This is a genomic window from Streptomyces sp. CB02414, assembly GCF_001905385.1.
Taxonomy (GTDB): Bacteria; Actinomycetota; Actinomycetes; order Streptomycetales; family Streptomycetaceae; genus Streptomyces.
The window spans coordinates 102862-127967 of the sequence record NZ_LIPF01000005.1 but is presented as its reverse complement, the minus strand read 5'-3'; the positions used below and the strand labels follow the sequence as shown (position 1 = coordinate 127967).

At 70.5% G+C, this 25106-nt stretch carries 22 protein-coding genes, 2 pseudogenes and 1 riboswitch; of the genes and pseudogenes, 7 read left to right on the top strand and 17 right to left on the bottom strand.

The features are described from left to right. Window positions 1–2: 2 nt before the first annotated feature. The 6 genes from tdh to AMK11_RS17615 all read right to left on the bottom strand — a co-directional run bounded on the left by tdh (window position 3) and on the right by AMK11_RS17615 (window position 5218). Complete coding sequence (gene tdh, locus AMK11_RS17640) at window positions 3–1031, bottom strand: L-threonine 3-dehydrogenase (RefSeq protein WP_073728199.1); 1029 nt, start codon at window positions 1029–1031, stop codon at window positions 3–5. A 187-nt stretch (window positions 1032–1218) separates the two neighbouring features. Continuing rightward, window positions 1219–1794 (bottom strand): GAF domain-containing protein, encoded by a 576-nt coding sequence (locus AMK11_RS17635; protein ID WP_073728197.1) that lies wholly within the window; start codon window positions 1792–1794, stop codon window positions 1219–1221. Continuing rightward, window positions 1791–2441 (bottom strand): GTP-binding protein, encoded by a 651-nt coding sequence (locus AMK11_RS17630; protein ID WP_073728195.1) that lies wholly within the window; start codon window positions 2439–2441, stop codon window positions 1791–1793. The genes AMK11_RS17635 and AMK11_RS17630 overlap by 4 nt, the downstream gene beginning before the upstream one ends. Then, window positions 2419–2793, bottom strand: a complete 375-nt coding sequence (locus AMK11_RS17625) for a DUF742 domain-containing protein (RefSeq protein WP_019330485.1) — start codon at window positions 2791–2793, stop codon at window positions 2419–2421. The genes AMK11_RS17630 and AMK11_RS17625 overlap by 23 nt, the downstream gene beginning before the upstream one ends. Window positions 2794–2795: 2 nt before the next feature. Further along, window positions 2796–3230 carry a roadblock/LC7 domain-containing protein gene (locus AMK11_RS17620; protein WP_073728193.1) on the bottom strand — a complete coding sequence of 145 codons (435 nt, stop codon included), beginning with the start codon at window positions 3228–3230 and terminating at the stop codon, window positions 2796–2798. A 98-nt stretch (window positions 3231–3328) separates the two neighbouring features. Beyond that, window positions 3329–5218 (bottom strand): ATP-binding protein, encoded by a 1890-nt coding sequence (locus AMK11_RS17615; RefSeq protein ID WP_073728191.1) that lies wholly within the window; start codon window positions 5216–5218, stop codon window positions 3329–3331. A 372-nt stretch (window positions 5219–5590) separates the two neighbouring features. Between AMK11_RS17615 and AMK11_RS17610 the strand changes: the two genes are divergently transcribed. After that, the gene (locus AMK11_RS17610; protein ID WP_073728189.1) at window positions 5591–6295 is read left to right on the top strand and encodes a hypothetical protein; all 705 of its coding nucleotides are present in this window, start codon (window positions 5591–5593) and stop codon (window positions 6293–6295) included. 29 nt (window positions 6296–6324) lie between these two features. Here AMK11_RS17610 and AMK11_RS39125 read toward each other — a convergent pair whose 3' ends face one another. The 7 genes and pseudogenes from AMK11_RS39125 to AMK11_RS17575 form a co-directional block, all read right to left on the bottom strand. Next, window positions 6325–6717, bottom strand: coding sequence for a hypothetical protein (locus AMK11_RS39125; RefSeq protein ID WP_338012650.1), 393 nt, complete (start codon window positions 6715–6717; stop codon window positions 6325–6327). A gap of 209 nt (window positions 6718–6926) precedes the next feature. Further along, window positions 6927–8750, bottom strand: a complete 1824-nt coding sequence (locus AMK11_RS17600; protein WP_073729010.1) for a thiamine pyrophosphate-requiring protein — start codon at window positions 8748–8750, stop codon at window positions 6927–6929. A gap of 140 nt (window positions 8751–8890) precedes the next feature. Beyond that, entirely contained in the window at window positions 8891–10414 is a 1524-nt protein-coding gene (locus AMK11_RS17595) for a cation:proton antiporter domain-containing protein (protein WP_198941393.1), read from the bottom strand. A gap of 21 nt (window positions 10415–10435) precedes the next feature. Beyond that, window positions 10436–11197 (bottom strand): annotated as a pseudogene (locus tag AMK11_RS17590) ((Fe-S)-binding protein); the annotation flags it as partial. 268 nt (window positions 11198–11465) lie between these two features. Beyond that, entirely contained in the window at window positions 11466–12026 is a 561-nt protein-coding gene (locus AMK11_RS17585; RefSeq protein WP_073728183.1) for a hemerythrin domain-containing protein, read from the bottom strand. Between the two features lie 438 nt (window positions 12027–12464). Further along, window positions 12465–12626 carry a zinc ribbon-containing protein gene (locus tag AMK11_RS17580; RefSeq protein ID WP_073728181.1) on the bottom strand — a complete coding sequence of 54 codons (162 nt, stop codon included), beginning with the start codon at window positions 12624–12626 and terminating at the stop codon, window positions 12465–12467. After that, a complete protein-coding gene (locus AMK11_RS17575) occupies window positions 12623–13948 on the bottom strand; it encodes a zinc-dependent alcohol dehydrogenase (RefSeq protein ID WP_073728179.1) in 1326 nt (441 codons plus the stop codon). Before AMK11_RS17575 ends, AMK11_RS17580 begins: the two co-directional genes overlap by 4 nt. A 175-nt stretch (window positions 13949–14123) precedes the next feature. Between AMK11_RS17575 and AMK11_RS36910 the strand changes: the two are divergent. Beyond that, window positions 14124–14581, top strand: a pseudogene (locus tag AMK11_RS36910) (Ppx/GppA phosphatase family protein); the annotation flags it as partial. A gap of 102 nt (window positions 14582–14683) precedes the next feature. On the opposite strand, the gene AMK11_RS17555 reads toward AMK11_RS36910, so the two are convergent. After that, entirely contained in the window at window positions 14684–15835 is a 1152-nt protein-coding gene (locus AMK11_RS17555) for a baeRF2 domain-containing protein (protein WP_073728175.1), read from the bottom strand. Between the two features lie 424 nt (window positions 15836–16259). On the opposite strand from AMK11_RS17555, the gene AMK11_RS17550 reads away from it, so the two are divergent. The 3 genes from AMK11_RS17550 (at window position 16260) to AMK11_RS17540 (ending at window position 19117) form a co-directional block, all read left to right on the top strand. Continuing rightward, entirely contained in the window at window positions 16260–17099 is an 840-nt protein-coding gene (locus AMK11_RS17550; RefSeq protein ID WP_198941392.1) for an SDR family oxidoreductase, read from the top strand. Between the two features lie 164 nt (window positions 17100–17263). Beyond that, window positions 17264–18175 carry a class I mannose-6-phosphate isomerase gene (locus AMK11_RS17545; protein WP_241847013.1) on the top strand — a complete coding sequence of 304 codons (912 nt, stop codon included), beginning with the start codon at window positions 17264–17266 and terminating at the stop codon, window positions 18173–18175. Window positions 18176–18706: 531 nt separating this feature from the next. Next, the gene (locus AMK11_RS17540; protein ID WP_073728171.1) at window positions 18707–19117 is read left to right on the top strand and encodes a four-helix bundle copper-binding protein; all 411 of its coding nucleotides are present in this window, start codon (window positions 18707–18709) and stop codon (window positions 19115–19117) included. Between the two features lie 1000 nt (window positions 19118–20117). On the opposite strand, the gene AMK11_RS17535 is transcribed toward AMK11_RS17540, so the two are convergent. Then, the gene (locus AMK11_RS17535; protein WP_073728169.1) at window positions 20118–21353 is read right to left on the bottom strand and encodes an MBL fold metallo-hydrolase; all 1236 of its coding nucleotides are present in this window, start codon (window positions 21351–21353) and stop codon (window positions 20118–20120) included. A 177-nt stretch (window positions 21354–21530) separates the two neighbouring features. Here AMK11_RS17535 and AMK11_RS17530 point away from each other — a divergent pair, with 177 nt between their 5' ends. Together AMK11_RS17530 and AMK11_RS17525 are read left to right on the top strand one after the other, a co-directional pair. Beyond that, window positions 21531–22118 carry a carboxymuconolactone decarboxylase family protein gene (locus tag AMK11_RS17530; protein WP_073728167.1) on the top strand — a complete coding sequence of 196 codons (588 nt, stop codon included), beginning with the start codon at window positions 21531–21533 and terminating at the stop codon, window positions 22116–22118. Between the two features lie 52 nt (window positions 22119–22170). Then, complete coding sequence (locus AMK11_RS17525; RefSeq protein WP_073728165.1) at window positions 22171–22791, top strand: TetR/AcrR family transcriptional regulator; 621 nt, start codon at window positions 22171–22173, stop codon at window positions 22789–22791. Window positions 22792–22807: 16 nt separating this feature from the next. Here AMK11_RS17525 and AMK11_RS17520 read toward each other — a convergent pair whose 3' ends face one another. Beyond that, the gene (locus tag AMK11_RS17520; protein WP_073728163.1) at window positions 22808–23593 is read right to left on the bottom strand and encodes an SGNH/GDSL hydrolase family protein; all 786 of its coding nucleotides are present in this window, start codon (window positions 23591–23593) and stop codon (window positions 22808–22810) included. A gap of 203 nt (window positions 23594–23796) precedes the next feature. Next, window positions 23797–24756 (bottom strand): M23 family metallopeptidase, encoded by a 960-nt coding sequence (locus tag AMK11_RS17515; protein WP_073728161.1) that lies wholly within the window; start codon window positions 24754–24756, stop codon window positions 23797–23799. Between the two features lie 4 nt (window positions 24757–24760). After that, window positions 24761–24918: riboswitch (cyclic di-AMP (ydaO/yuaA leader) on the bottom strand. Window positions 24919–25106 lie beyond the last annotated feature (188 nt).

Here is a 25106-nt window from a genome sequence, read left to right as displayed (position 1 = left end):
TCTTACGCGGTCCAGTCGAGGATGACCTTGCCGCCCTTGCCGCTGGCGGCGTCGGCGAAGGCCGCCTCGAAGTCGCGGTGGGAGTACCGTCCGGTGATCACCGGGGCGAGGTCCAGGCCGCCTTCGAGCAGCACCGACATGGCGTACCAGGTCTCGAACATCTCGCGGCCGTAGATGCCCTTGAGGGTGATCATCGAGGTGACGATCCGGGCCCAGTCGACGGGGAACTCCTCGGCGGGCAGGCCGAGCATCGCGATCCGTCCGCCGTGCGTCATGTTGGCGATCATGTCGCGCATCGCCTCGGGGCGGCCGGACATCTCCAGGCCGATGTCGAAGCCCTCGCGCAGGCCCAGTTCGCGCTGTCCGTCGGCGATGGTCATCCTGGAGACGTCGAGGGCGAGGCTCACACCGACCTTCAGGGCGAGGTCCAGGCGCTCCTGGCTCACGTCGGTGATCATGACGTTGCGGGCGCCGGCGTGCCGGGCGACGGCGGCGGCCATCAGGCCGATGGGGCCGGCGCCGGTGATGAGGACGTCCTCGCCGACCAGCGGGAAGGACAGCGCGGTGTGCACGGCGTTGCCGAACGGGTCGAAGATCGCGGCGACGTCGAGGTCGACGGGGACGCGGTGCACCCACACGTTGGACGCGGGCAGGGCGACGTACTCGGCGAACGCCCCGTCCCGGCCGACACCGAGGCCGACGGTGGCACGGCACAGGTGGCGCCGTCCGGCCTGGCAGTTGCGGCACTTGCCGCAGACGAGGTGGCCCTCGCCGCTGACGCGGTCGCCGGTCTTGATGTCGGTGACGTCGCGGCCGGTCTCGACGACCTCGCCGACGAACTCGTGGCCGACGACGAGCGGGGTGCGGATGGCCTGCTGCGCCCAGCCGTCCCAGGCCCGGATGTGCAGGTCGGTGCCGCAGATGCCGGTGCGCAGCACCTTGATGAGTACGTCACCGGGTCCGACGGCGGGCTCGGGCACGTCCGCGAGCCACAGCCCGGGCTCCGCCTTCTCCTTGACCAGCGCCTTCAACGCTACGGCTCCTGACGGGGTGAGGTCCCGGCGCCGGGCACGCCGAAGCTGCCCGCGTCCGGGATGGGGAGGGGAATCGCACAGCAATCTGCCGTACGACACCGTCCCCGGTCCATCGAGCCTTTCTTAAGCCCGGCCGCAGCTTTCCTTCACGCTGCCCGGCCCGGGCGCCCGGTTGTCCTGCGATTCACAGCGGCAGCCCGTCCTCCGCGCTGCGTTCGATGCGCCGCACCAGGTCGGCCGCGGTCGACTTGATGGTGGCCAGGCCCGCCGTCCCCCAGGTGCGGGGCCGCACGTCGGAGGCGGACACGGTGCCGAGCACCGTCCCCGTGCTGTCGATGAGGGGGGCGCCGAGGTAGGAGCGGATGCCGAACGTGTCGACCACCGGGTTGCCAGCGAAGCGCGGGTAGTCGCGCACGTCCTCCAGGACCAGCGCCTTGCGCCGGACCACCACGTGGGGGCAGAAGCCATGGTCGCGGGGCTGGACGCGGCCGTACTCGGCGCTGCTGCCGTCGTCGCGCGTCACCGGCGGTGTCTCGGGCACCCGCAGACCCGCGAAGAACTGCCCGCCCTCGACCAGGAAGTTGACCATCGCGTACGGCGCCTCGGCGAGGTGCGCGAGGTGGGCCGCGAACGTGTCGAGGGCCGGGTCCGGCCGTTCCACCAGGCCGAGCCGGCGCAGCCGTCGCACCCGGGCGGGGGCCTCCCGGTCCTCGGGCGTGAGCAGCAGGCGTCCGACCGGGCGCGGCGGGTCATAGCTCATGGGCGGGCTCCGGCCCCGTACCCCGTCGTGGAGGCCGGGGTGTGGTCGATGAGGTGGCGTACGAGGGTGAGCAGGGTCTGTACGCCGGAACTGGAGATCCGGGCGTCGCAGCGCACGATGGGGATCTCGGGATGGAGGTCCATGGCGGCACGCACTTCCTCGGGGTCGTAGCGGTAGGCTCCGTCGAACTCGTTGATCGCGACGATGAAGCCGAGGCCGCGCTCCTCGAAGAAGTCGACGGCGGCGAAGGACTCGTCGAGCCGCCGGGTGTCGGCGATGATCACGGCGCCGAGCGCACCCTCGCACAGTTCGTCCCACATGAACCAGAAGCGTTCCTGGCCGGGCGTCCCGAACAGGTACAGCACGTGTTCCGGGTCGAGGGTGATGCGGCCGAAGTCCATGGCCACGGTCGTTTCGAGTTTGTTCTCGATTCCGTCGAGGTTGTCGGTGGCGGCGCTGACCGTGGTGAGCAGTTCCTCCGTGCTCAGCGGCGCGATCTCGCTGACCGCGCCGACGAAGGTCGTCTTGCCCACGCCGAACCCGCCCGCCACGAGGATCTTCAGCGCGGTGGGGAAGGGGTCGGTGGTGTCGTGGCCGGATCCTGGTCCGGATCCGTGGCCGTAGTCAGAGCTGTCGTCGTAGTCCATCGAGCACTGCCTCCAGAAGGGCCCGGTCCGTTGGGTCGTGGTGGAACGCGGCGGGGGGTTTGGTGGTCAGCGCGCCGCAGTCCACGAGGTCCGACAGCAGCACCTTGGTGACTGCCACCGGAAGCCTCAGGTGAGCGGCGAGCTCGGCGACCGGGAGGGGCGCCCGGCACAGGTCGAGTGCCTGCGCGTGCTCGGGACCGAGGTAGCCGAGGGGGGTCGCCCCCGTGGCCATCACCTGGGACATCAGGTCGAGCGCGACGGTGGGCCGGGTACGGCCGTTGCTCACGGTGAAGGGGCGCACCAGCCGTCCGGCCGCGTCGTCGAGCCAGGGCCCGTCGCCGGCCGCGGCCACCCTCAAGGCCTCATCGCCGGTGGTTCGACGGCGTACTGCCGGGGGGCGGTGACGAGGTAGGGGCGGACGCTCTTGACCAGCATCGCCATCTCGTAGCCGAGGACGGCCGCGTCGGCCTCGCGGTCGGCGAGTACGGCGAGGCAGGTGCCGGAACCGGCGGTGGTGACGAACAGCAGGGTCGAGTCGAGTTCGACGACGACCTGCCGTACGTCGCCGCCGTCGCCGAAGCGGACGCCGGCGCTGCGGCCGAGGGAGTACAGGCCGGAGGCCAGGGCCGCCATGTGGTCGGCGCTGTCCGCGTCGAGACCGTGGACGGACTTGACCAGTCCGTCGGCGGACAGGAGTACCGCGCTGCTCGTGTGCGGTACGCGCTGGACGAGGCCGCTCATCAGCCAGTCGAGGTCGGACACTTGGCCGGTCGGCGCATCGCTCGCCATGGTGGATCGACTCCTTGGGGTACGAAGGTCTGCGGGAGCGCTGGTCGTGGGAGTGGAAGTGGGGGTGGTCTTGGGGGTGGTCGTGGGGGAGATCGCCGTCATCCGGCGGGATCCCTGCGGGTGGGCTCCATCGGTGCCGGGTCCATCGGTGCAGGGTCCATGGAGGGTGGCTCCGTGCGGGGTGGTTCGGCGGAGAGCGGCGTGAGGAGGGTCGGCTGGGCGGGGATCGGCTCCATGCGCTGCTGGGCCTCCGCGAGGCCGATGCCGCGTTGGAAGGCCGCCATCAGGCCGGGGTCGTGACCGGCGTGCTGCTCGGGTTCCTGGCGCGGTGCGGGGCCGCCGCGCAACTGCGGGGCGATGTGCTCCTGGGCGCGGCGCCGGGGCAGTTGAGGCTTGCCCATGGTGCCGCGCACCGCGCTGTGGCGCGGGACGGGCGGGGTGGCCGCGTGCTCGGCGATGACGCCCCGGTCGGCCGGCCGGACCCCGGGCACGGCGGCGGCCGGCGTGGGCCGGTCCTCGCGGGCACCGCGCACGGGCAGCGGCGCCGGCTCGCCCTTGCCCGCCCGAGGAGCAGCCGGCGGTGCGACGGGGGCGGAGAGACCGGGCGCCGTGGGAGCCGGTCCTGTCGAGTCGGGCACGACGACGGACCAAGGAACAACTGGACCGGGGCCGTCGGCCGGAGCCGGTCGCACCGCGGGGGGCGCGGACCGCGGCTGCTGCGGCACCGCCTCCGTACCGGCGCCCTGCTCCGACCGGACCCCACCCTCCGACAGCACGCCCGGTTCCGCGCCCAACAGGGCCTGCGGCACGACCAGGACGGCCTGGACACCGCCGTAGATGTTGGTCTGCAGACGGACGGTGATGCCGTGCCGCTTGGCGAGCTGGGAGACGACGAACAGCCCGATGCGGCCGTCCGCGAGAAGGCGGGCGACATTGACCTGGTCGGGGTCGGCGAGCAGGGCGTTCATCCGGCTCTGCTCCGCGACGGGCATGCCGAGCCCGCGGTCCTCGACCTCCACGGCGAGGCCCGAGGTGACGAGGTTGGCCCGCATCAGCACCTGGGTCTGCGGGGCGGAGAACAGCGTGGCGTTCTCGACGAGTTCGGCCAGCAGGTGGATGACGTCGGCGACGGCGTGGCCGCGCAGAGTGCCGTCGATCGGGGGGACCAGCCGGACCCGTGAGTACTGCTCGACCTCGGCGATGGCCGAGCGCAGCACCTCGGTCATGTCGACCGGGTTGCTCCACTGCCGCCGGGAGACGGCGCCGCCGAGCACGGCGAGGTTCTCGGCGTGGCGGCGGATGCGGGTGGCGAGGTGGTCGACGTGGAAGAGGCCCTTGAGGAGGTCGGGGTCCTCGATCTCGTTCTCCAGCTCGTCCAGGATGGAGATCTCCCGGTGCACCAGGGACTGCAGGCGCCGGGCGAGGTTGACGAAGACCTCGAGCTTCTGCTCGCTGCCCGCCTGGCTGGAGAGCTGGGCGGCGCGGACGACGGCGGTGACGGCGCCGTCGTGGGCGCGGGAGAGGTCGGCGGCGAGCAGTTCGAAGTCGTCGGCGTCGTCCGGCGGTCCACCGCGCGGCTTGCGCTGGGGCGGGGTCTCCCCGCGGCGCAACGCCTCGACCACGGCGCGCAGATCGCCCTCGCCGCGCGCGGTGCTGCGCCGCAGGGCGCCGACGCGGTCGTGCACGGAGCGGGCGGTACGGCCGGCGGCCACGGCGGCGATGACGACGGCCACGACGGTGACCGAGACCGCCCCGGCGAGCACGCCCCACAGGACGGGGCCGGGCCGGACGCCGGTGGACCGGATGGTGAACAGGACGACCGCGCAGGCGCTGAGGGCGACCGCGACGGGCGGCAGTACGGCGAGGCGCAGGAGCTGGGGCCGTATGTGGGTCTCGGGCAGTGCGGGGGCGGTACGGGAGGCCGGCCGGCCGTGCCGCCCGCCCTCGCGGCGGTCTGCTCGCGCGGCCGGGGCGCGGAGGTGAGACATCGGGGTCCTCGTACTGGTCCGTTGGTCCGTCGGGCCTGGGGTGCGCGCGTCGGACGGACGCCACGCGGACAGGCGACCTACGCCGCCCGACGGACACTGACAGTAGTCGCCCGAGCGGCATGCGCGATGGGCAGTTGCCAAAGTCCCTCGGACAACGTCCCGCTCTGGTATGAGGCCTCGTACGACAGACCGATAAGCCGGGGAAGGTTCCGTTCCGAAGAGGCCGGAGAACGATCGCGAGCCACTCAGAAGAGATCAGAAATGGTCACTGTCGGTAGCGGTCGCTTGAGTCCTGGCATTCGCGCCTGCGCCGGCCCCAGGGGTGCCCCCCCTGTCCCGGCCGGGCTTTACCCCGGCTTTACAGTAAGGGGTATGCGCATACGCAAGATCGCCCCAGTCGTCGTGGCCGCGGTTCTGCTCACCGCGGGATGCGGGTCCGACGGAGACGGCGACAACGGGGACAACAACAGCCGGAACTCGGCCGGGAGCGGCTCGCGGCAGCAGGAGCAGAAGCCGCAGAGCAAGCCGCTCGCCGTCGAACTCACGCAGGCCCAGGCCGAAGTCGTCCAGGACAACGACGACCTCAAGACGCCACAGCCCGAGCCCGACAGCAGCTCGGAGTTCACGGAGAAGGTGGAGCACAGGCTGCGCAAGGACCTGCTGCGGGCCGCGAAGGTGAACGGGAAGACCACCGCCGACTGCCCGGCGGGCGTCACCCTCAAGGCTTCCGCGGCCAGCACGTGCACGGCCTCCTACGAGGGCGTCGAGATCCCCTTCACGGTGAAGATCGCCGACGACTACGGAGCAGGCGACTTCCTCATCCGGTACGACGCACAGCAGGAGAAGGACCTCCTCGTAGCCAAGCGCGTCTACCAGGAGTTCTGGGAACGTCACGAGGACAGCGGCGGTTACGAGCAGAAGCTGACGTGTGACGAGATACCGGCTGTCAAGGCCGTCGAGAAGGGCGCCGACACCGGTTACAAGTGCCAGGTGTGGCACGAGGCCGGCAACCGCACCACGAACTTCTCGGTGGTCATGGACACCTTCGGCTACTCGTTCACCCCCGTCGGCAACTGAGCGACCCGCGCCTCAACGCCACCGGCCCGTCACACCGTACGACGGGCCGGTGAAGGTCTGAACTGCTGAGCGGGCCACCAGCACCCACGAGCCCGTCCGCCGCCTCCTGGGCGCGGAAGACGCCGCGGCATCCGAACCGCCCGCTGCTGCCGGTCCACGAGGGGCATCACCGCTCGCCCGCGCTGCCCGACCTCCTCGGCCGCGTCCCTCGTCCACTCCCCCGGCTCCGCCCACGCGTGCGGCGCTTCGTCTCCCTCCGGGGGCTTGGGGCCGCCCCAGCCCTGTTCGCCGTAGCCGTTGCGGTGCGCTTGGCTGCCCGGCTGCGTCTCTTCGGTGTCCAGTTCCCCGCAGTGCGGGTCGATGCCCGTGACCAGCCAGTGCACGAAGGTTCCCGACGGGGCGTCCGGGTCCTCGCACGGCAGTGCGAGTTCTCGCCGCCCTTGGCATAGCGGTCGGGAATCATGGCGTAGTCGCGGAACGCGGCGCTGCTGAGCTCCATACCAGCCATGCCGGGCGAAGTACCACGAACGAGGCGGCTCACACGCGCGTGGGTGCCCGCCTCCCGAGCAGGCCGACTCAAGTGAGGCGAAGAGGCGCCTGCCCCCTTGCCGCGCACAGTCGGCGGCCGTCGTCAGTCGCCGCTGTCGTCTGTGGCGCCGGGTCGGTCGCCGCGGTGGCGACTGCCGGGCAGCATCTCCTGCACCTTGGCCTTGAAGCCCTGCTTGATCATGGAGCCGCGGTCGCTGTCACCCTTGAGGATCGCGGTGGCCGCGGCCTCGATCTGGTCCAGTTCGGCGTGCGGCGGGACCGGCGGCACGGCCGGGTCGGTGCGGAAGTCGATGACGAACGGGCGGTCCGCTGCCAACGCCTGTTCCCAGGCGGCCTCGACGTGCTTGGGCTTCTCCACCCGGACGCCGTCCAGGCCGATACTGCGGGCGATGTCGGCGTAGGGCAGGTCGGGGATGTGCTGCGACTCCTCGAACTGCGGGGCGCCGGACATGGCCCGCATCTCCCAGGTGACCTGGTTGAGGTCGCCGTTGTTCAGCACCGCGACGATGAGCCGCGGGTCGGACCACTCACGGTGGTATTTCGCCGCGGTGACCATCTCCATCATGCCGTTCATCTGCATGGCGCCGTCGCCGACCAGGGCGATCGCCGGGCGGTCGGGGTGAGCGAACTTGGCGCCGATCGCGTAGGGCACGCCGGGGCCCATCGTCGCCAGCGTGCCGGACAGGGAGCCGCGCATCCGACCGCGGAAACGCAGGTGACGGGCGTACCAGTTGGCGGCGGAGCCGGAGTCGGCGGTGACGATGGCGTCGTCGGGCAGCCTGCCGTCCAGGGCGTGGACGACGTACTCCGGGTTGACGGGGTCGGCGTCCACGGCTGCCCGGCGCTGCATGACCTCCCACCAGCGGGAGACGTTCTTCTCGACCTTGTCCCGCCAGGCGCGGTCCTCCTTGTGGTGCAGGCGCGGCAGCAGCCGCCGCAGTGTCTCGCGCGCGTCCCCGACGAGGTTCACCTCGAAGGGGTAGCGCAGGCCGATCATGTGCGGGTCGATGTCGATCTGCACCGCCCTGGCCTGGTCGAGCTCCGGCATGAACTGCGTGTACGGGAAACTGGAGCCGATCATCAGCAGGGTGTCGCAGTCCTGCATCAGCTCGTAGGAGGGGCGGGTGCCCAGCAAGCCGATCGCGCCGGTCACGTACGGCAGGTCGTCCGGCAGCGCGTCCTTGCCGAGGAGGGCCTTGGCCACGCCGGCGCCGAGCACCTCCGCCAGCCGCTCCACCTCTTCACGGGCTCCGCGGGCGCCCTGTCCGACGAGGACGGCGACCTTCTCGCCGGCGTTCAGCACGTCCGCGGCCCGCTGGAGGTCCTCATCGGACGGCACCGGTGCGGAGCGGCCCAGTCCCAGGCTGGACGGCACCATCTTGAACGCGTGGCCCGGCGGCGAGTAGTCCAGCTCCTGCACGTCGGCCGGCAGGATGATCGCGGTGACGGTCCGCCTGGCGTAGGCGGTGCGCATGGCACGGTCGATCAGGTTCGGCAGCTGCTCCGGCACGGTCGCCGTCTCGCAGAAATCGGAGGCGACGTCCTTGTAGAGGCTCGCCAGATCGACTTCCTGCTGGTAGGAGCCGCCCATGGCGCTGCGGTTGGTCTGCCCGACCAGCGCCACGACCGGTACATGGTCGAGTTTGGCGTCGTACAGGCCGTTCAGGAGGTGGATCGCGCCCGGCCCGGAGGTGGCCGCGCACACCCCGACCTTGCCGGAGAACTTGGCGTATCCGACGGCCTGGAAGGCGGCCATCTCCTCATGGCGCGCCTGCACGAACTTCGGGTCGTTGTCCGCCCGTCCCCAGGCGGCCAGCAACCCGTTGATGCCGTCGCCGGCGTAGGAGAAGACGTGGTCGACGTCCCAGTCGCGCAACCGCTGGAGAATGTAGTCCGACACCTTCATGCTCGCCATGGGCGGCGCTCCGTTCCTGCTTCGGTGGTTCCCGCACGGCGGCGGACGTCAGTGCCACGGGTAACCCTGGGCATCGCAGGGAAACGCCGTAGGCGAAGACTCGGCTTGCTCAGCGTCACCAACGCCACTCGTCACTCCCGCCCGGCGGTGAACGGGCCCGCGCACTCCTCGTCGCTGTCGCCGGTGATGAGTAGTACCTCGTCGCCCACCCGCAACTGCGTTGACCCGCTCACCGGAATGATGCCGCCCTCGCGGACGACCATGCTGATCCAGGTGTCCTCGCCGATGTCCAGCCCATCCACCCTGCTTCCATCGGCCGCGGACCCTTCCTCGACCACATGGCGCACGACTCCCTCGGGGCGGTCCTTCAGCCGCACGCCCAGCGCCCACGGTTCCAGCTCCACCGAGCGCATCGGCACCTTGCACAACCGGGCCACCGTCGGCACCAGCGAGCCCTGCACGATGACGGAGAAGACGACCACGACGAACACCACGTCATACAGGCGGTCGGCGTCCGGAACCCCGGAGCTGACGAGATAACTGCCGAGCAGCACCGGAACGGCGCCCTTGAGACCGGTGAAGGCGAGGAACACCCGTTCGCCGATGCTCAGGCGCATCCGCCACAACAGCGCGGCCATCACGACCGGCCGCACCACGAAGGCCAGCAGCACCGCCAGGAGCAGGCCGTCCGTCCAGGCCCCTTCCCTGGTGAACGTCCACAGCGGCACGGTCAGTCCCAGCACGGCGAAGGCTACGATCTCCCCCAAGCTGCCGAGCGCCGTGTGGAAGCGTTCGATCTCCTTCTTGTAGGGGGCGCGGACGTCGCCGAGCAGAACACCGGCCACGAAGACGGCCAGGAAACCGGAACCGTGCGCCACCGTCGTCAGCCCGTAGACCGCGAACGCCCCGGCCAGCGTGCGCAGCGGGTACAGCCCTTCGGCCGGCAACGGCACCTTGCGCATCAGGAACTTCAGCCCCCAGCCACCCGCCGCTCCCAGCACCGCGCCGATGGCCATCTCCTGGACGAAGAGCAGCGCGGTGTGGCCCGCGGTGCCGAGCGCCGATCCGGCGGAGGTGCCCAGCAGGCCGGCCATCAAGGCGATGCCCACGGGGTCGTTGGCACCGGATTCGCCGGGCAACAGGACACCGGTCCTGCCGGTGATCTTCCGACGGCCGAGGACGGAGAAGACGACGGCCGGGTCGGTGGGCGCGAGCGCGGTGCCCAGCAGCAGGGCGATGCGCCAGTCCAGGCCGAGCAAGAGGTGGGCCGCCACAGCGAGCAGACCGGCGGTGGCGAAAGTGCCCAGCACACCGATCGAGAGGATGGCGCGGGCTTCCGGCTTGAAGCGGCGCCAGCCGATGTCCATACCGCCCTGGAACAGCAGCACCACGAGGGCGATGGTGACGACGTCCTGCACCGTCGCCATCGACAGCTTCCTCAGCTGCGGGAAGACGTCCACCGCCACGGCGGTCCCGACGAGGAAGAACGCCGGGGCCGGGATGCGGGCACGTTCGCTCACCCAGTTGGACCCCAGCGCGGCCATGCCGGCCAGTGCCACGATCAGCACGGCCAGTCCGAACGACCAGACACCCTCCATGGTCTTGGCTCCCTCCCCTTCGGCGACCTCGTCCGCGCACGCTGAGACAACGAGCACAGGTCGCGCGGTGTGTGCGCGTCAGCAGTTACGGGCGGAGCGTCGCACCGCCGCCAGCGCCGCCAGGGCTGCCGCCGCCGCGCCGACGGCCCCCAGAGGCAGCAGGGCGCGGGGCCCCGGGGACGATGGACGTTCCGGTTCGGTGTCCTGCCCCCGAAGGGCCGCCGCCAGCACTTCGGCAAGGTGCAGCGGCGTGCGCCCGGTGCCGGCCTGCTCGACCTGGGTACGGCAGCTGAAGCCGTCCGCGAGGACCAGTGTCGCGTCGTCGGCGGCTCGCACGGCCGGGAGCAGACCGGACTCCGCGCAGGCCATGGACACCTCGTAGTGGCCCTTCTCGAAGCCGAAGTCGCCGGCCAGTCCGCAGCAGCCCGCGTCCAGCACATCGGCGTCCACGCCGGCCCGTTCGAGCAGGTTCCGTTCCGCGTCGAAGCCCATGACGGCGTACTGGTGGCAGTGCCGCTGGATCACTGCCCGCGCGTCGACGGCCGGCGGCTGCCAGTCGTCGGCGCGTTCGACGAGCAGCTCGGCCAGAGTCCGGGTCTGCTTCCGCAGCCGCTCGATGTCAGGGTCCTTGGGGAGCAGTTCGGCCGCGTCCGCTCGGAAGACGGCGGTGCAGCTGGGTTCGAGTCCCACCACGGGCGTGCCCCGGCGCAGGTCCTCGCGCAGGACGTCGATCGTGTGCCCGAGAACTCTCTTCGCCACGTTCAGTTGCCCGGTGGAGATCCAGGCCAGTCCACAGCACACCGACGCCTCCGGAACCTTGACCCGGAACCCCGCCGCCTCACCCGCATCGAAGCGGACCTCACCGTCGACACGGGCGAGCAGCTCCCGTTCCAGTGCGCCCGCATCAGTACGTACCGGCGCGCAGCGGACGACGGGCGAGGGCAGGTCGACAGGGTCCATGAACAGCCTTCCAATGCGAAACCGCTGAGTCGCCGACGTACACAACCACGCGCCGGGGCGGGGCATACCGCGGCCGGTCGTGGCATGCCCCGTCCCGAGCGGTGCCTGCCACGACCGGCCGTGAACTCCACTGGAGCCGCCGCTCTCGTCAGTCCTTGCCGCGCCCCGTGAGGGCGTCCCTGACGCGGTCCACCATGCCCGCGCCCGGAGCCAGCAGCTTGTTGGCGGGTGGGGTGTCCGGGGCCGAGGGGTGCGGCCGTGTAGGGGCGGTCTTCTTGGCCTGCCGGACCTTGTCGCCCAGTTTCATCAGCTCGTCCTCGGTGGTCGCCGACCGCAGCTGGGGGAAGAGGTTGTCCTCCTCATAGCGGACATGTGAGCGGATCTCGGCCATCAGCTCGCCAATGAGCCGGTCGAACTCGGGGTCGTCGGCCTCGAGACCCTCGAGTTCCTCCATCGTCCGCTCGGCCTCGGCGTGATCCTCGATCTCCTTGTCGGCGACCCTGTCGCCGTCGGGCAGGAACTCCCGGACGGCCGGATAGAGGTACGCCTCTTCGGCCACCGAGTGCCGGACCAGCTCGATCACGGCCTGATCTGCGTACTTCTTGCGCTGCTCATCACCCGGGCTCAAACTTTCGATCTTCCCGAACAGCTCTTCTACCTCGCGGTGATCGGTGGTCAGCTCCGCGACAACGTCCCCGCCGTGGCCCATGCGATGCCCCTTGCTACTGTGATGACCGGAATGCCACGACCGTGTATCCCCGGGCCGGGACGCACAAACGCAGGCGGGGCATTCGGCGGAGACCGCGGCAGACAGAGGCGGGCACGCGGTGCCCTGACGACAACGGCGCGTGACCCGTCGGCGCAGAGGTGAGGGAAAGCCCCCGGATCGATAGTCCCCACCGGCACCGGGTGCACGAGTGGCTTCCTGCTCTTCGAAGCGGACGAGGATCAGAACCTCGGTGCGTTGAGCTCCGCTTCCAACGGACCCAGGGCGTTCACTGGGGTCGGCGAGACGGCCGACTGCTGGCCTCCCGCGCTGGGTCGCCTTCTCCAGCGTCGGGGCCTGGCATCGGCACAACGGCGTGGCCAGGAGCGCTGCGTTTGAGGCGACCGTGCTCGCGAGGTCCCTTGGTGCCGAAGCTTCCGTTCAGGACTTGTTGCCGGGTTCGTTCCTGCGGGTCTCGAACTCCTTGTGCCCGTTGGGGCAGGACGGGATCTTGTCTCCCTGTGTCACATGCACCTTCTCGCTGCAGTGCGCGCAGTAGAAGTCGCCCGTCTTCTGCGCTTTCTCACCGGCCTTGGCGGTCATGATCGGTCACCTCGGCTGCCTTGGTCCGTCGTCCTGGGTCCCTGCGTGCCGGCGGTGGTGGCGGCTCCGGTGCCGGCCGCTTCGCCCAGGCCAGGGGCGACCGAGCCGTCGCCCGCCACGCCGAGAGTCACCTTGGTCCAGCCCGCTTCCCGCCGGTCGAAGGTGCGGTAGGCATCGATCGCGTCCTCGGTTCCGACCCAGCGGGTGATCAGCGGGGTGGGGTCGAGCCGGCCGGCGGCGACCATGGACACGAGCTCGGGCACGTATCGGCGGTGATTGCAGTTGCCCATCTTCAGCGTGAGGTTCTTCATGAACGCCTCGCCGAACGGATAGTGCTGCACCTGCGGCGGATAGACACCGACCGTGCCGATGGTGCCGGCCTTCGCCGACATCTGCACCGCCCAGCGGGCGGCCAGCGTCGGGGCGTCGCCGGGAACCCACGTGTCTGCGTCCGGGTTCCGTTCGGGAGCCGCCTCCTGGCGTTCGTGCGCGAACTGCTCGCCCTGATCACGCAGTGCGTCGGCCGCCGGGCCATGGGACGGCCGCTGAGCATCCACACCCACGGCCTCGATCACGCGGTCCACACCGATGCCGCCGGTCAACTCCAGGACAGCCTCGACCGGATCCTCGGCGTTGAAGTCGACCGTTTCGGCATGCTGGTCGCGTGCCAGGTCCAGCCGGTCCGCCAGGCCGTCGACGACGATGATGCGCCCGGCTCCCTGGAGACGGGCGCAGGCGATGGCCGCCTGCCCGACCGGTCCGGCGCCCACGATCGCCACGGTGTCGCCGTCTCCGACCTCCGCCAGCCGTGCCCCGAACCACGAAGTGGGGTAGATGTCGGAGAGCAGGATGGCCTGTGCGTCATCGACGGTGTCCGGCAGCGGGACCAGTCCGACGTGCGCGAACGGGATACGGGCGTACTCGGCCTGCAGACCATCCAGTCCCCCGGCGGCCTCCGGGCCGCCGAAGAACACGGTGCCCGCCCTCCGGCCGCCCGGGTTGGCATTGTCGCACTGCGCGTAGTAGCCAGCACGGCAGTAGCTGCACGTGCCGCACGCCACGGTGGACGGCACCACCACTCGGTCACCGGGACGGAGGTTGCGCACCCCGGATCCGACTTCCTCCACGACGCCGACGGCCTCGTGGCCGAGGATGCGTCCCTCCCGCATGCCGGGCATGGTGCCGCGGACGAAGTGGAGGTCGGTGCCGCAGACGGCTGACGTCGTGATCCTCACGATCGCGTCGTACGGGTCCTTGATCTCCGGTTCCGGCACGTCGTCCAGACGTATGTCTCCCAGTGCGTGCCACACGACAGCCTTCATGTGTCCTCTCCGTCCCTTCGCGTTTCACGGTTGCACAGGTGGCTCGACAAGCGTGCACCTTATGGCCGTTTTTGGGTGTCCTGCCGGGGACCCTCGAAACTGGGGCGTCGCGCCTGCGATGGCGGAGCCTGGTGATGCACAGGCGTACGAGTCGGCCCGTGGGTACTCACTGCCCATGCGACTCGGGGTAGCGGACGTCGGTTCGAACACGGTGAGGCTGGTCATCACCGAGCAGGACGGGGGCCTTCCGCTGCCCGTGCACACCAGCAAGCGGCGGCTGCACCTCGCCGAGCGGGTCCCGGCAGACGGTCGGCTCGCGACGGAACACCGGAATTCGCTGCCTCGCTACCGCTTGGCGCCGGGCGCCTGACACGGGACTACTTGGATCAGGACAGCGTTCCCGCGCCCGAGCTGGTGAGGCAGGTACGACGACGGGTGCGCCACGAACTGCGAGACTTCGCCGCCCGCATCCAGTGGGAGCGTCCGCGCGCCGCCGTGGCCACCTCCCGCACCGTTCACCAGCTCGGCCGCCTGTGTGGTGCCGCACCCCGCCGTAAAGGGCCGTTCGTTCCTCGTCAGCTGTCCCGCAGCGATCTGAAAGCGGCCCTGAAGACACTGGTCGGACTACCCGCGCAGGTGGCCCTCCAACTCGTGCTTCATCTCATCGTCCTTGCGCGGACTGACCGGATTGCTGCCCCGCTCCATGAGCTGACCTCGACTCTCTTGTGCGCTTCGTCAGGTCTGGGACGGTTCGTAAGTCCAGCGCAGCAGGGCGCCGAGGCCACCCACAGGGATATCGGAACCCTCGGAACCGTCCTCGTCCGGAGAGGGAACGATCAGCACGTCGGCCGCGGTCACGGCTGCCGACCGCAGCAGTGCGTCGTCGGCACGCACGGAGATCGGATCGCCCTCTCCGAGGGTCTGCACGTCGGTCCGGCGCACCGCTACCTGATCAGGTTCCGTGCCGATCCACGTCTCTCGCGCCAGGTCGGGCCCGCCGGGACGGACCAGGAGCGTGTCCATGCGGTGCTCCCGGGCAGCCTCGATCATGGCGGGGACACCCTCGACCGCGTCCGTCTGCCTGTCGGTGCCCACCTTCCCGGCGCTGAAACGGTCGAGCGCCGCATCGACGCGCCGACGGGTGTACTGCTGCCGCGCCTGCTCGATGGCTCCCTCAAGCGCGGAAGAGGAGGAGCCGGCGGCGCGCCCGCCATGCTCGGTTTCCACCGTCACCGTACGGAGCGCTTCGGGGAGCCGGTCACGCACGGCAGGCCGCTCACGGGGGTCACCGACCAGCACGACCAGGTCGGCGCCGCTCTCCTCGTACGCGGTCCCCAGCGCTTCGGCGATCTCGCCCGCGTTGTGCTCCCAGGTGTTCTCGACCTTGAGCTGGAAGTGCCGCTCCGACCAGTCCACCGAGGCCGTACGGTGGACCGGCCACTGCTGCCCCTCCGTCCGGCCTGCGTCCTGCGGGCCCGCCGCGCCGCGCAGCTCGAAGTCGGCGCCGGTCCGGTCGATGTACGCCACGAGGCAGTCCGGGTCCTGACTGGACAGCTCCAGCAACGGCGTCAGCCTGGGCAGAGGGGCCCAGCAGGCGATCTGACCCTGCGGCGGCCGGGAGAGACGGTGGCTGAGAACCACGTTCCCTCCAGCGGCGAAGACCACGCGACCGGCCGGGTCCTCCGCGGGCCCGATGTCCGTCAACGCCTCCCGCACGGCTTGGACGGTCGCCGCGTCGGCACCCTCCTCATCCAACGCGCGGCACGCCTCCCGTACGGACAGCTCGCGTCGCTTGGCCCCCGACTCGTCGTTCTGAGCCGGATCGAAGTACACGGTGGCCCACGGCCCACCACGATCGAACAATGGTGTCAGGAATGACAGCTGCACACTTCCTCCTCTTTGGCCCCGTTCGCGGGCCGAGTGCCCGCGGGACGGCGAGGGACACTCAGGGGAGCTTCGCCGACGCCGAGCGGGCGAGTGCCAAGCTCGGTCCGCCCCCTGCGCGGCACCGAGGGCCAGCCGCAGCGGCGGGGCCGCTGCCGGGCCAGAATCCTGGAACGCCGTTTCCTCTCGTGTTGTGCGGGACGCTGCCGACGACGCGCGGTTCATGCGTCACGCTTCTCAACGAGCCGGACCAGGAACTGTCCCCGCTGCTCCCTGACGCGGCTCCGCGTTCCGCGAGCGGTGAAGCGGCAGGACGCACCCTACGGATGGGATCAGGAGGGACGGGGTACTCGGCGCTCCGACCGTCCCACCAGGTTCCGAGGCGCTCGGTGCCGCCCCCCTAGTACGCGTCACCTTTGGAGCCGTGATGTCTCAGCCTCCTCAGCAGCAGGTCCCGCCCGGTGCGACCACTGAGATGGTGCCCGAGCCCGACCACGGTGAAGACAGCTACCGAGGGTCCGGACGGCTGACCGGCAAAGCGGCCGTGATCACCGGCGGAGACAGCGGGATCGGACGTGCGGTGGCGATCGCTTACGCCCGTGAGGGCGCTGACCTCCTGCTCTCCTACCTCGACGAGCACGAGGACGCCGAGGAGACCGCGCGCTGGGTTCGAGACGCCGGCCGTACGTGCGTGCTGGTGCCCGGAGACGTCGCCGCCCCGGCACACTGCCGGGCGGTCATCGACATTGCCGTGCGGGAGTTCGGCCGGATCGACATGCTCGTCAACAACGCTGCCCACCAGATGACGCGCGACTGGATCACGGACATCCCCGACGAGGAATGGGACCGTACGCTGGCGATCAACCTCAGCGCCTTCTTCCACCTGACCAAGGCCGCCGTACCCCACATGCGGCCCGGATCTGCGATCATCGGCAGCACTTCGGTCAACTCCGACAGCCCGCCGCCGCAACTGCTGGCCTACGACGTCACCAAGGCGGGCATCGCCAACATGGTCGGCTCCCTCGCCCAGATGCTGGCCTCCAAGGGCATCCGAGCCAACAGCGTAGCTCCGGGACCCATCTGGACACCGCTCATCCCCGCGACCATGCCGCCAGAGCAGGTCGAGAACTTCGGCTCCCAGGTACCGCTCGGCCGACCGGGCCAGCCGGCCGAACTGGCACCGGTGTACGTCATGCTCGCCTCCGACGAGGCCAGCTACGTCTCCGGGGCCCGCATCGCTGTCACCGGCGGGCAGCCGATCCTGTGAGCGACAAAGGGAAGCCCCTGTATCCGCTGCGACTGACCGTCACGGTGAAGCCTTTGGTCTTCGGTGGCCAGGCGATCGCCCGGCGCCTGGGCAAGACGGGCCTACCGGACTGGAGCGTCGCGGAGACCTGGGAATGCAGTGACGTCGCGGGCAACCGTAGTGTCGTGACGAACGGCCCCATGGCCGGCCGGTCACTGCGCCGGGTGCTCGGCGACCATCCCGAAGCGCTCATGGGCGCCGGCTGGTCCGGCACGTACTTCCCCCTGCTGACGAAGTTCATCGACGCCACCGGCACCCTCCCTGTGCACCTGCACGCCGCCGACGAGGCGGCCCGGCGCCTGGAGGGAGAGCCCAACGGCAAGACCGAAGCCTGGCACATCCTGGACGCGGCCCCCGGCGCGACCGCACTGTGCGGGGTCAAGGAAGGGGTGACGGCCGACCGGTTGCGTACCGCTCTGGAGGCACAGGACTTCGACACGGTGCTGCGCCGCTTGCCGGTGCGCGCGGGAGAGACCCTGTACGTGCCCGGCGGCACACTGCACAGCTTCGGGCCCGACACGCTCGTCTACGAGATCGAGCAGACGTCCGACATCCAGCAGCACGCGATGCGCTGGAAGATGGAGGACGGCTCCCCGGTGGGCGACGCGGAGTTCCGCACCAACCTCGACATGCTGATGCGCCAGGTCGACCTGGAGACCCGCCCGGACTTCACCCCCGGACTGAGCGTCACCGTCGGGGACGCCGTGGAGCGGGTGTTCCTGTGCGCGGGCCCGTACTTCGCGCTCGAACGCTGGCGTGCCGGGACCACGGAGCCACTGCGGCACGCCTTCGCCACCGCGCAGATCCTGTCGAACGTCGGCGCCCCGGTACGGGTACGCGCGGGTACGTGGAGCGAGGTAATCGGCCGCGCGGAGACGCTGCTGCTGCCCGCGGCGTGCGGCGAAGTCGAGATCACCGGGCCGGCCGACGTGCTGATCGGCTACCTGCCCGACCTCGACCGCGACGTGCGTGGACCGCTGCTCGCCGCCGGGTACCCGGTGCCGCTGCTGCGGCGCTTCACCGCGTCGTCACCCTGACACGCGAGGAGGCGACCGGCGCCTGCCGACACGGGCCAGCCTTCCAGCGTGAAAGCAGCCCTCGGTGGGGCGGCCCAGCATCGTCATCACCGGTGGCGACTACGCGGAGGGGTGCAGCCCATTGGTTGGCAACGGGTATTCACGCACTTGTGACGAGCTCTCCTGCCCGCCACAACCCGATGTCCAAGTCCACGCCCAGGGTGCCGAGGACTCCGGCACACGCCGGACGTAAGCGAGGGAGTACCGACCGAGGTGTCGACCTTCACAGCGCCTGGAACATGCCGTGGAGGTTTCTCTCCCGCCACCGTCGGCGGTTGCGTCCTGCGAAGTGGTGGACAGGTTCCTCCTGTGCTCTACGGCAACAGGTGGCAGCCTCGACGCCGCCGAGGGGAGACTCGGGCCTGTCTCTCGGAGGCGTGGACGCAAGCCTCGCTTCGGAGGGCGTCGCTCACGAGTTTGAGTTCGCCGCCCGGTGTTACGCATACAACGCGGTCACCGCCGCGCACCCGACATCGAGACCCTGGAGACCTCATGACCACTGCGGTCAAGGACATGCTCGCCACCTACCCCGCCGATCTGGGCAACCTGGATCGCGACAAGCTCGCCCGCTGCATCGAGGAATGCATCGCCTGCGCCCAGGCTTGTACCGCCTGTGCAGACGCCTGCCTGTCCGAAGACACGGTCAATGAGCTGACCAAGTGCATCCGCACCAACGCCGACTGCGCCGACATCTGCACTGCGACCGCTGCAGTGATTTCCCGCCATACCGGCTACGACGCCAACATCACGCGCGCGATCCTCCAGGCGTGCGCCGTCGCCTGCAAAGCCTGCGGCGACGAGTGCGGGCGCCATGCCGGCATGCACGACCACTGCCGGGTCTGCGCGGACGCTTGCCGACGCTGCGAAGAGGCGTGCAACGACCTGCTCACCTCTCTTGGCTGACGCTTGGACGCTCGGCTCCGTCCTCCGTAGCACAGCGGCGGGAGACTGCGGTCCCGGCAGGGGCTCCGTCGCGACGCTTCCCCTGCTGCGCCTGGGCTTTCGTCCATTCCTCGTGTTTCTCGATCAGCGCTCTGAGTTCTCCTGCCGTACGGGCGCCGACCTGCCTCATGAGGGTCGCCGCTGGCGCGGAGGGGAGTTCGGCGAGCATGTCCGCCATGTCCTCCTCCTCGCCCAGCAGGTGGCCGGGACCGGACCCCGATACTGGCCCACTCCTCGTACGAACTGCCGGACGAGGTTCTGGCCGGATGCTGGCGGCTAGCGCTAGCGAGTGCACGTCCGGCAGCTCTCGAAATGCGTGCGATCGTCCTGCAGCTTTCCTCGGTCAGTCGGAGCGCCTCGGTGGCCGCCATGGTGGTGCGTAACGTGGGCCGGCGTTAGCCTTTGACGTTGTCGACCTCACGGTCCTGGACCAGGTCATCCTATTCCAGGCGACTGTTGTCTGCCTGTGCCACTGCTGCCCCGCTTCCGGGCTTTCTTCGCCCACGTCCCCCTGAAACGCACGGCCTTCACCGCTACTTCGCCTGGGCGACTCGATTAACGGCACCACTGACAACGAAACCCCACGCCTACACAGCGGACTGCCTACCTCCGGACGCGGCTCCCTGGCTGCCGGTCCCCCCGGCTACGCGAGTAGGCGCCCGCCAGTCCCGTCTCCGTCCGCACAGCACCTCTTCAATTTCTGCGCGCGGCCGCATCCGCAGGCAAAGACACACCTCCGTCGGGAGCACCGCGCAGGTGAAGCTCAGCGCTCCACGACGTGTGTTCGGACGACAAGCACGAGACGGTCGTTCCAAGGAAGGCAATGGCCGGAATCGCTGAGCAGAAGCTTGACGCTCCACCCTAGGCGCCCCGTCCAAGACCCGGACTACCCCGTCACGCACCTCAGCCGGGAGATGGTGCAGCATCTGGACGATCTCCTCCAGCTCGTCCCCGACCGACATCACCGCTCGCCAGCGAGATCGAGATCCTCCTTGCTCATCCCGGCCGCACCCTCAGCGCTCCCCGGGCGCCGCCACGGGTGCGCGATCGGACCGGAGACCGCCCGCCACCAGGGCTCCACCGGCAGTCCCACCGCCGGCTCGAACGGCTCGCCCGGCAGCGGGAACGCCACGGCCTGGCCAGCTTCCTCGGCCGCGTCCTTGGTCCACTCCCCCGGCTCCGCCCACGCATGCGGAGCCAGGTTGAACGTCCCCCAGTGGATCGGCAGCAGCACCCCGCCCGAAGCACCTCCCTGCAGGTCAAGGTGGGCCTGCACCCCCTGCGCAGGCGTCATGTGAATGTCTGGCCACATGCCGGGCAGCGGCGTAGGGTCCGTGTGGTTCTTGGGCCAGAACTCGGCGTACGCCCCGAGCTGGATCATCGTGGCGTCGAAGGGGCCGTGGGCGGCGCCGATGTCCTTGAAGCCGTCGAAGTAGCCGGTGTCCCCGCTGTGGAAGACGCGGTGCTCCTCACCGGCCACGGCCCAGGACGCCCAGAGGGTGTGCTGGGTGTTGCGCAGGCCGCGTCCGCAGAAGTGCCGGGCCGGGGTGGCGGTGAGCGTGAGGCCGCCGACGCGGGTCGACTCGTGCCAGTCCAGTTCGCGCAGCCGGTCCGCGGAGACGCCCCAGTGTTCGAGGTGGGCGCCGACGCCGAGCGGTACCGCGAAGAGGGTGTCGGTGCCGGCCAGCGCCTTGATCGTGGGCAGGTCCAGGTGGTCGTAGTGGTCGTGGGAGATGACGACGACGTCGACCGGGCCGAGGGCCGCGAGGGGGACCGGGACCGGGTGCAGCCGTTTCGGCCCGGCGAAGGGGACCGGGGAGCAGCGCTCGCCCCAGACGGGGTCGAAGAGGACCCGCTGTCCGTCGATCTCGGCGAGCACGCTGGAGTGGCCCATCCAGGTCAGGCGCAGTCCGGTGGCGGGCGGCCGGGCGAGGTCGGCGAGTGTGGTGGCGTGCACGGGGACGGTGCCCCGCGGCGTGCGGCCGAGCCGCGACTCCTTGTCGAAGTAGATCTTGGCGAACTCACGGGCCGAGCCGGAGGGCCGGGTCCGGGCGGTGCCCCCGGGGTTCTGGAAGACGCCGTCGCGGAAGTTCGGCGACCGGCGGATGCGCGCCATGCGCGCGCCGGTGGGGTCCGCGCCGAAGGCCGCGGGCAGCGGCAGGCGGAGCCCCTGGTTCGGGGAACGGAAACCGGCCACGGTACCTCCAGGTGAAGTGGGTCGGGCTCTCATTGTCGTGCCGTGCGGCTCTCGCCCGACGTCACTCGAACGACCGATGTCACATCCGTGTTCCCTCCGTCCGTCGTACCGGTGTGGGCGCCCCGCAGGAGCGCCCGGAAGCGCACGGCACGACCGACGGACAGGAAGGTGGCCCCCATGGCCCGCGTATCGCTCACCCCGCCCCGCACGATCTTCTTCCGCGTGATGGAGTGGTACTCCCGGCGGACGTACGGCAAGGTCCTGGACCCCGGCAAGGCGCTCGCCCACAATCCGCGGGTGCTCTGGGGCTACCTGCGCTTCGAGCAGTCCGTCGCCAAGTGGAACAGGCTGGACTCCGACCTGAAGGCGCTCTCCGTGATGGCCTCGGCCGCCTCGATCGGCTGCTCGTGGTGCATGGACTTCGGATACTGGGAGAACGCCGAGCGCGGCATGGACCGGCGCAAGCTCCACGACGTGCCGGTGTGGCGGGACAGCGACGTCTACACGCCGCTGGAACGGGACGTCATGGAGTACGCCGAGGCGATGACGGCGACGCCGCCGACGGTCGGCGACGAACTCGCCGCCCGGCTGCGGACGGCGCTGGGCGAGCCGGCGTTCGTGGAGCTGACGGCCATGGTCGCCGTCGAGAACCTGCGCTCCCGCATCAACGCGGCGCTCGATCTGACCAGCCAGGGCTTCAGGGACTCGTGCGAGGTGCCCGGCGCGAGGCCCACGGACGCGGCCGCCACCGCGACGGCGGACTGAGCCTCGCGGCGGCTGTCGCCGCAGGTCCGGGCGCCTGTATAGGGTGACGGGCGTGGGGAGAGTCCGGTTGAGTGTGGCGCAGCGGCGCGAGGAGCTGCTGCGTGCGGCCGTGGAGCAGATATCGGCGCGGGGCGTGGCGGCGCTGCGGATCGCCGACGTGGCCGCCGCGCTCGGGGTCAGCAACGCGCTGGTGCTCTACCACTTCTCCACGAAGGAGAAGCTCGTCGCCGCCGCGTTCGAGCACGCCGCCCAGGACGATCTCGCGCACCTGGGCAAGCTGCTCGGCCGACGCACGTCGGCGCTGCGCCGGCTGCGGGCGGCCGTGCGGTGGTACGCACCGACCGGGCAGGCCAAGGGCTGGCGGCTGTGGATCGAGGGCTGGGCGGCGGCGCTGCGCGAACCCGCGCTGCGGGAGGTCACCCGGGACCTGGACCGGCAGTGGAAGGCGGCGCTCTCGGGGGTCATCGCCGAGGGGGTGGCCGCCGGGGAGTTCCGGTGCGCGGATCCCGACGGCGCCGCCCTGCGCCTGACCGCCTTCCTCGACGGACTGGCCGTGCAGCTGACGTCGTACGCGGGCACGGTGCCCCGGGCCCGGGCCCGCGAGTGGACGGACGATGCGCTCGCCCGGGAGCTGGGCCTGGACCGGGAGACGCTGACGGCGCCCCGCGACTAGGGGTTGCACGGGACCGTCAGGCCACCGACGCGATCCGCATCTTGATGTCGTCCGCCGACAGCGTCCCCTTGGCGCTCACGTGGTCGCCCGAGGACTCGCCGCGCAGCCGGCGTCCGATCCACGGCACCAGGTACTCGCGGGCCCAGTGCACGTCGTCCCGCCGGACGTCCAGGGTGCCGCGGGGCGGCAGCGGCGGCCAGGGCTGGTCCGGGTCGGCGGGGACGGGCAGGCCGAGGACCTGGCCGGCGCGCAGTGCCACCCGCGTGTGGCCCTCCGGCGACAGGTGCAGCCGGTCGGCGTCCCACGCCCTGCGGTCCTGGACCGTGCGCAGCGACCACAGGTCGAGCACGGGGCAGCCGTAGCGGTCGGCGACGGCACGCACGTGTCCGTTGTACGTGGCGATCTTGCCGCGCAGGTGCTTGAGGACGGGTACCCCGCGGGTGTCGAATCCGGTCGTCACCAGGACGGTGCCCGCGACGGCGGTCAGTGCGGCCACCGCCCGCTCGAACCGCTCGGCCACCTCGTCGGGGTCGGTGCCGGGCCGGATGATGTCGTTGCCGCCGGCGCAGAACGAGACCAGGTCCGGCGCGAGTTCGACGGCCCGCGGCACCTGCTCGGCCACGACCTGGTCGAGCAGCCTGCCGCGCACGGCGAGGTTCGTGTACGTGAAGTCGCCCTCGGGGCGCCGGTCCGCGAGCAGTACGGCGAAGCGGTCGGCCCAGCCGACGAACGCCCCGTCGGGGCCGGGATCGCCGACGCCCTCGGTGAAGCTGTCCCCCACCGCCACGTACGACCCGATCACTGTTCTGCTGTCACTCTTCGAATCGTCTGCCACATCGGCCCATCATTCACCTCGGAATGTGACCTACGCGACCGTAGGAAGGGGTTGACGGGCGGTGAGAAACACCACGCCTAAAGTGTTCACCAATTCAGGAATACGCCGAAGGCCGGACCCGGGGATCGGGGTCCGGCCTTCGGCGGCGCGGGGCCGCGCCCAAACGGCTGTCAGAGAGAGACGCCGTGCGAGCGCAGGTACGCGACCGGGTCCACGTCCGAGCCGTAGTCCGGGGTGGTGCGGATCTCGAAGTGCAGGTGCGGGCCGGTCACGTTGCCGGTGGCACCCGACAGGCCGACCTGCTGACCCGCCGTCACGGACTGACCGGCCGAGACGGAGAGGGAGGACAGGTGGGCGTACTGGGCGTAGTGGCCGTCGGCGAGCTGGATGACGACCTGGTTGCCGTAGGCGCCGCCCCAGCCGGCGGAGACGACGGTGCCCGCGCCGACGGCCTTGAGGGAGGTGCCGGTCGGGACGACGAAGTCGGTGCCGGTGTGGTAGCCGCTGGACCACATGCTGCCCGACTGGTGGTACGGGGTGCCGAGGGTGCCGCTCGGGACCGGCGAGGTGAAGCCGCTGGTGGTGCCGGCGGACTGGGTGCTCGTGCCGGAGGAGCCGGAGTCCGAGGAGGAGGCCTTCTCGGCGTCCGAGGACTTCTCGGCCTCGGCCGACTCGGTCTTCTCGGCGGACGACTTCTTCTCGGTCTGGGCGGGCTTCTCGGCCGCGGGCTGCTCGGCCTTCGGCTGCTCGGCCTTCGCGGCCTGTCCGCCGAGCGCGAGCTCCAGGCCCGGGTGGATCAGCGACGGGTCGGACCCGACGGCCTCGCGGTTGTCCGCGTAGAGCTTCTTCCAGCCGCCGTCGACGTCCTGCTCGTCGGCGATCTTCGAGAGGTAGTCACCGCTCTTCACGGTGTACGTGCGCGAGTCGGAGTTCTTCTCGGCGGCGGCCTTCTCGGCCGACGTCGGAACGGACTGCACGGCCTGCCCGGAAACGGACTGAGCGGGAGCGGCCTGGGCGCCGGCGGCACCCATCAGCGGGAGCGCGAGCGCGGCGCCGCCGGTTCCGGCGACGGCGATGGCACGGGTCAGGCGCATGGCCTTGGTACGGCGGTGCTTACCCTTCGCGGGCATGGCGAATTCCTCTCCGGCGCCTGCGAGGTGAGCTGTCGGGTGCGGGCTGGAGATGCCCGGCCGCGCCGAGACGCGGCTTTACCCCAAGCCGTTCCGGGAACCGGAACAGGCGGTGTTACCTGTGGGTCCCCCGCTCCTGCCGTGTACGGGTGGTGGATGAATGCGGGCTCCGGTCGGCGGCAGGATTAGGCGTCCGTCCGGATCGGTGGTGAACGTAAGGGACCAAGACGCACAGGGACAAGCGAGGGGTTCCGTCGACGGGTGTTCCGGTTGATCCATTACCGGGAATGGCCGTCACACTCCGTCGATTCCCGAGGAGCCGTTTGCCGTGAACGGCCATGAAAAACGGG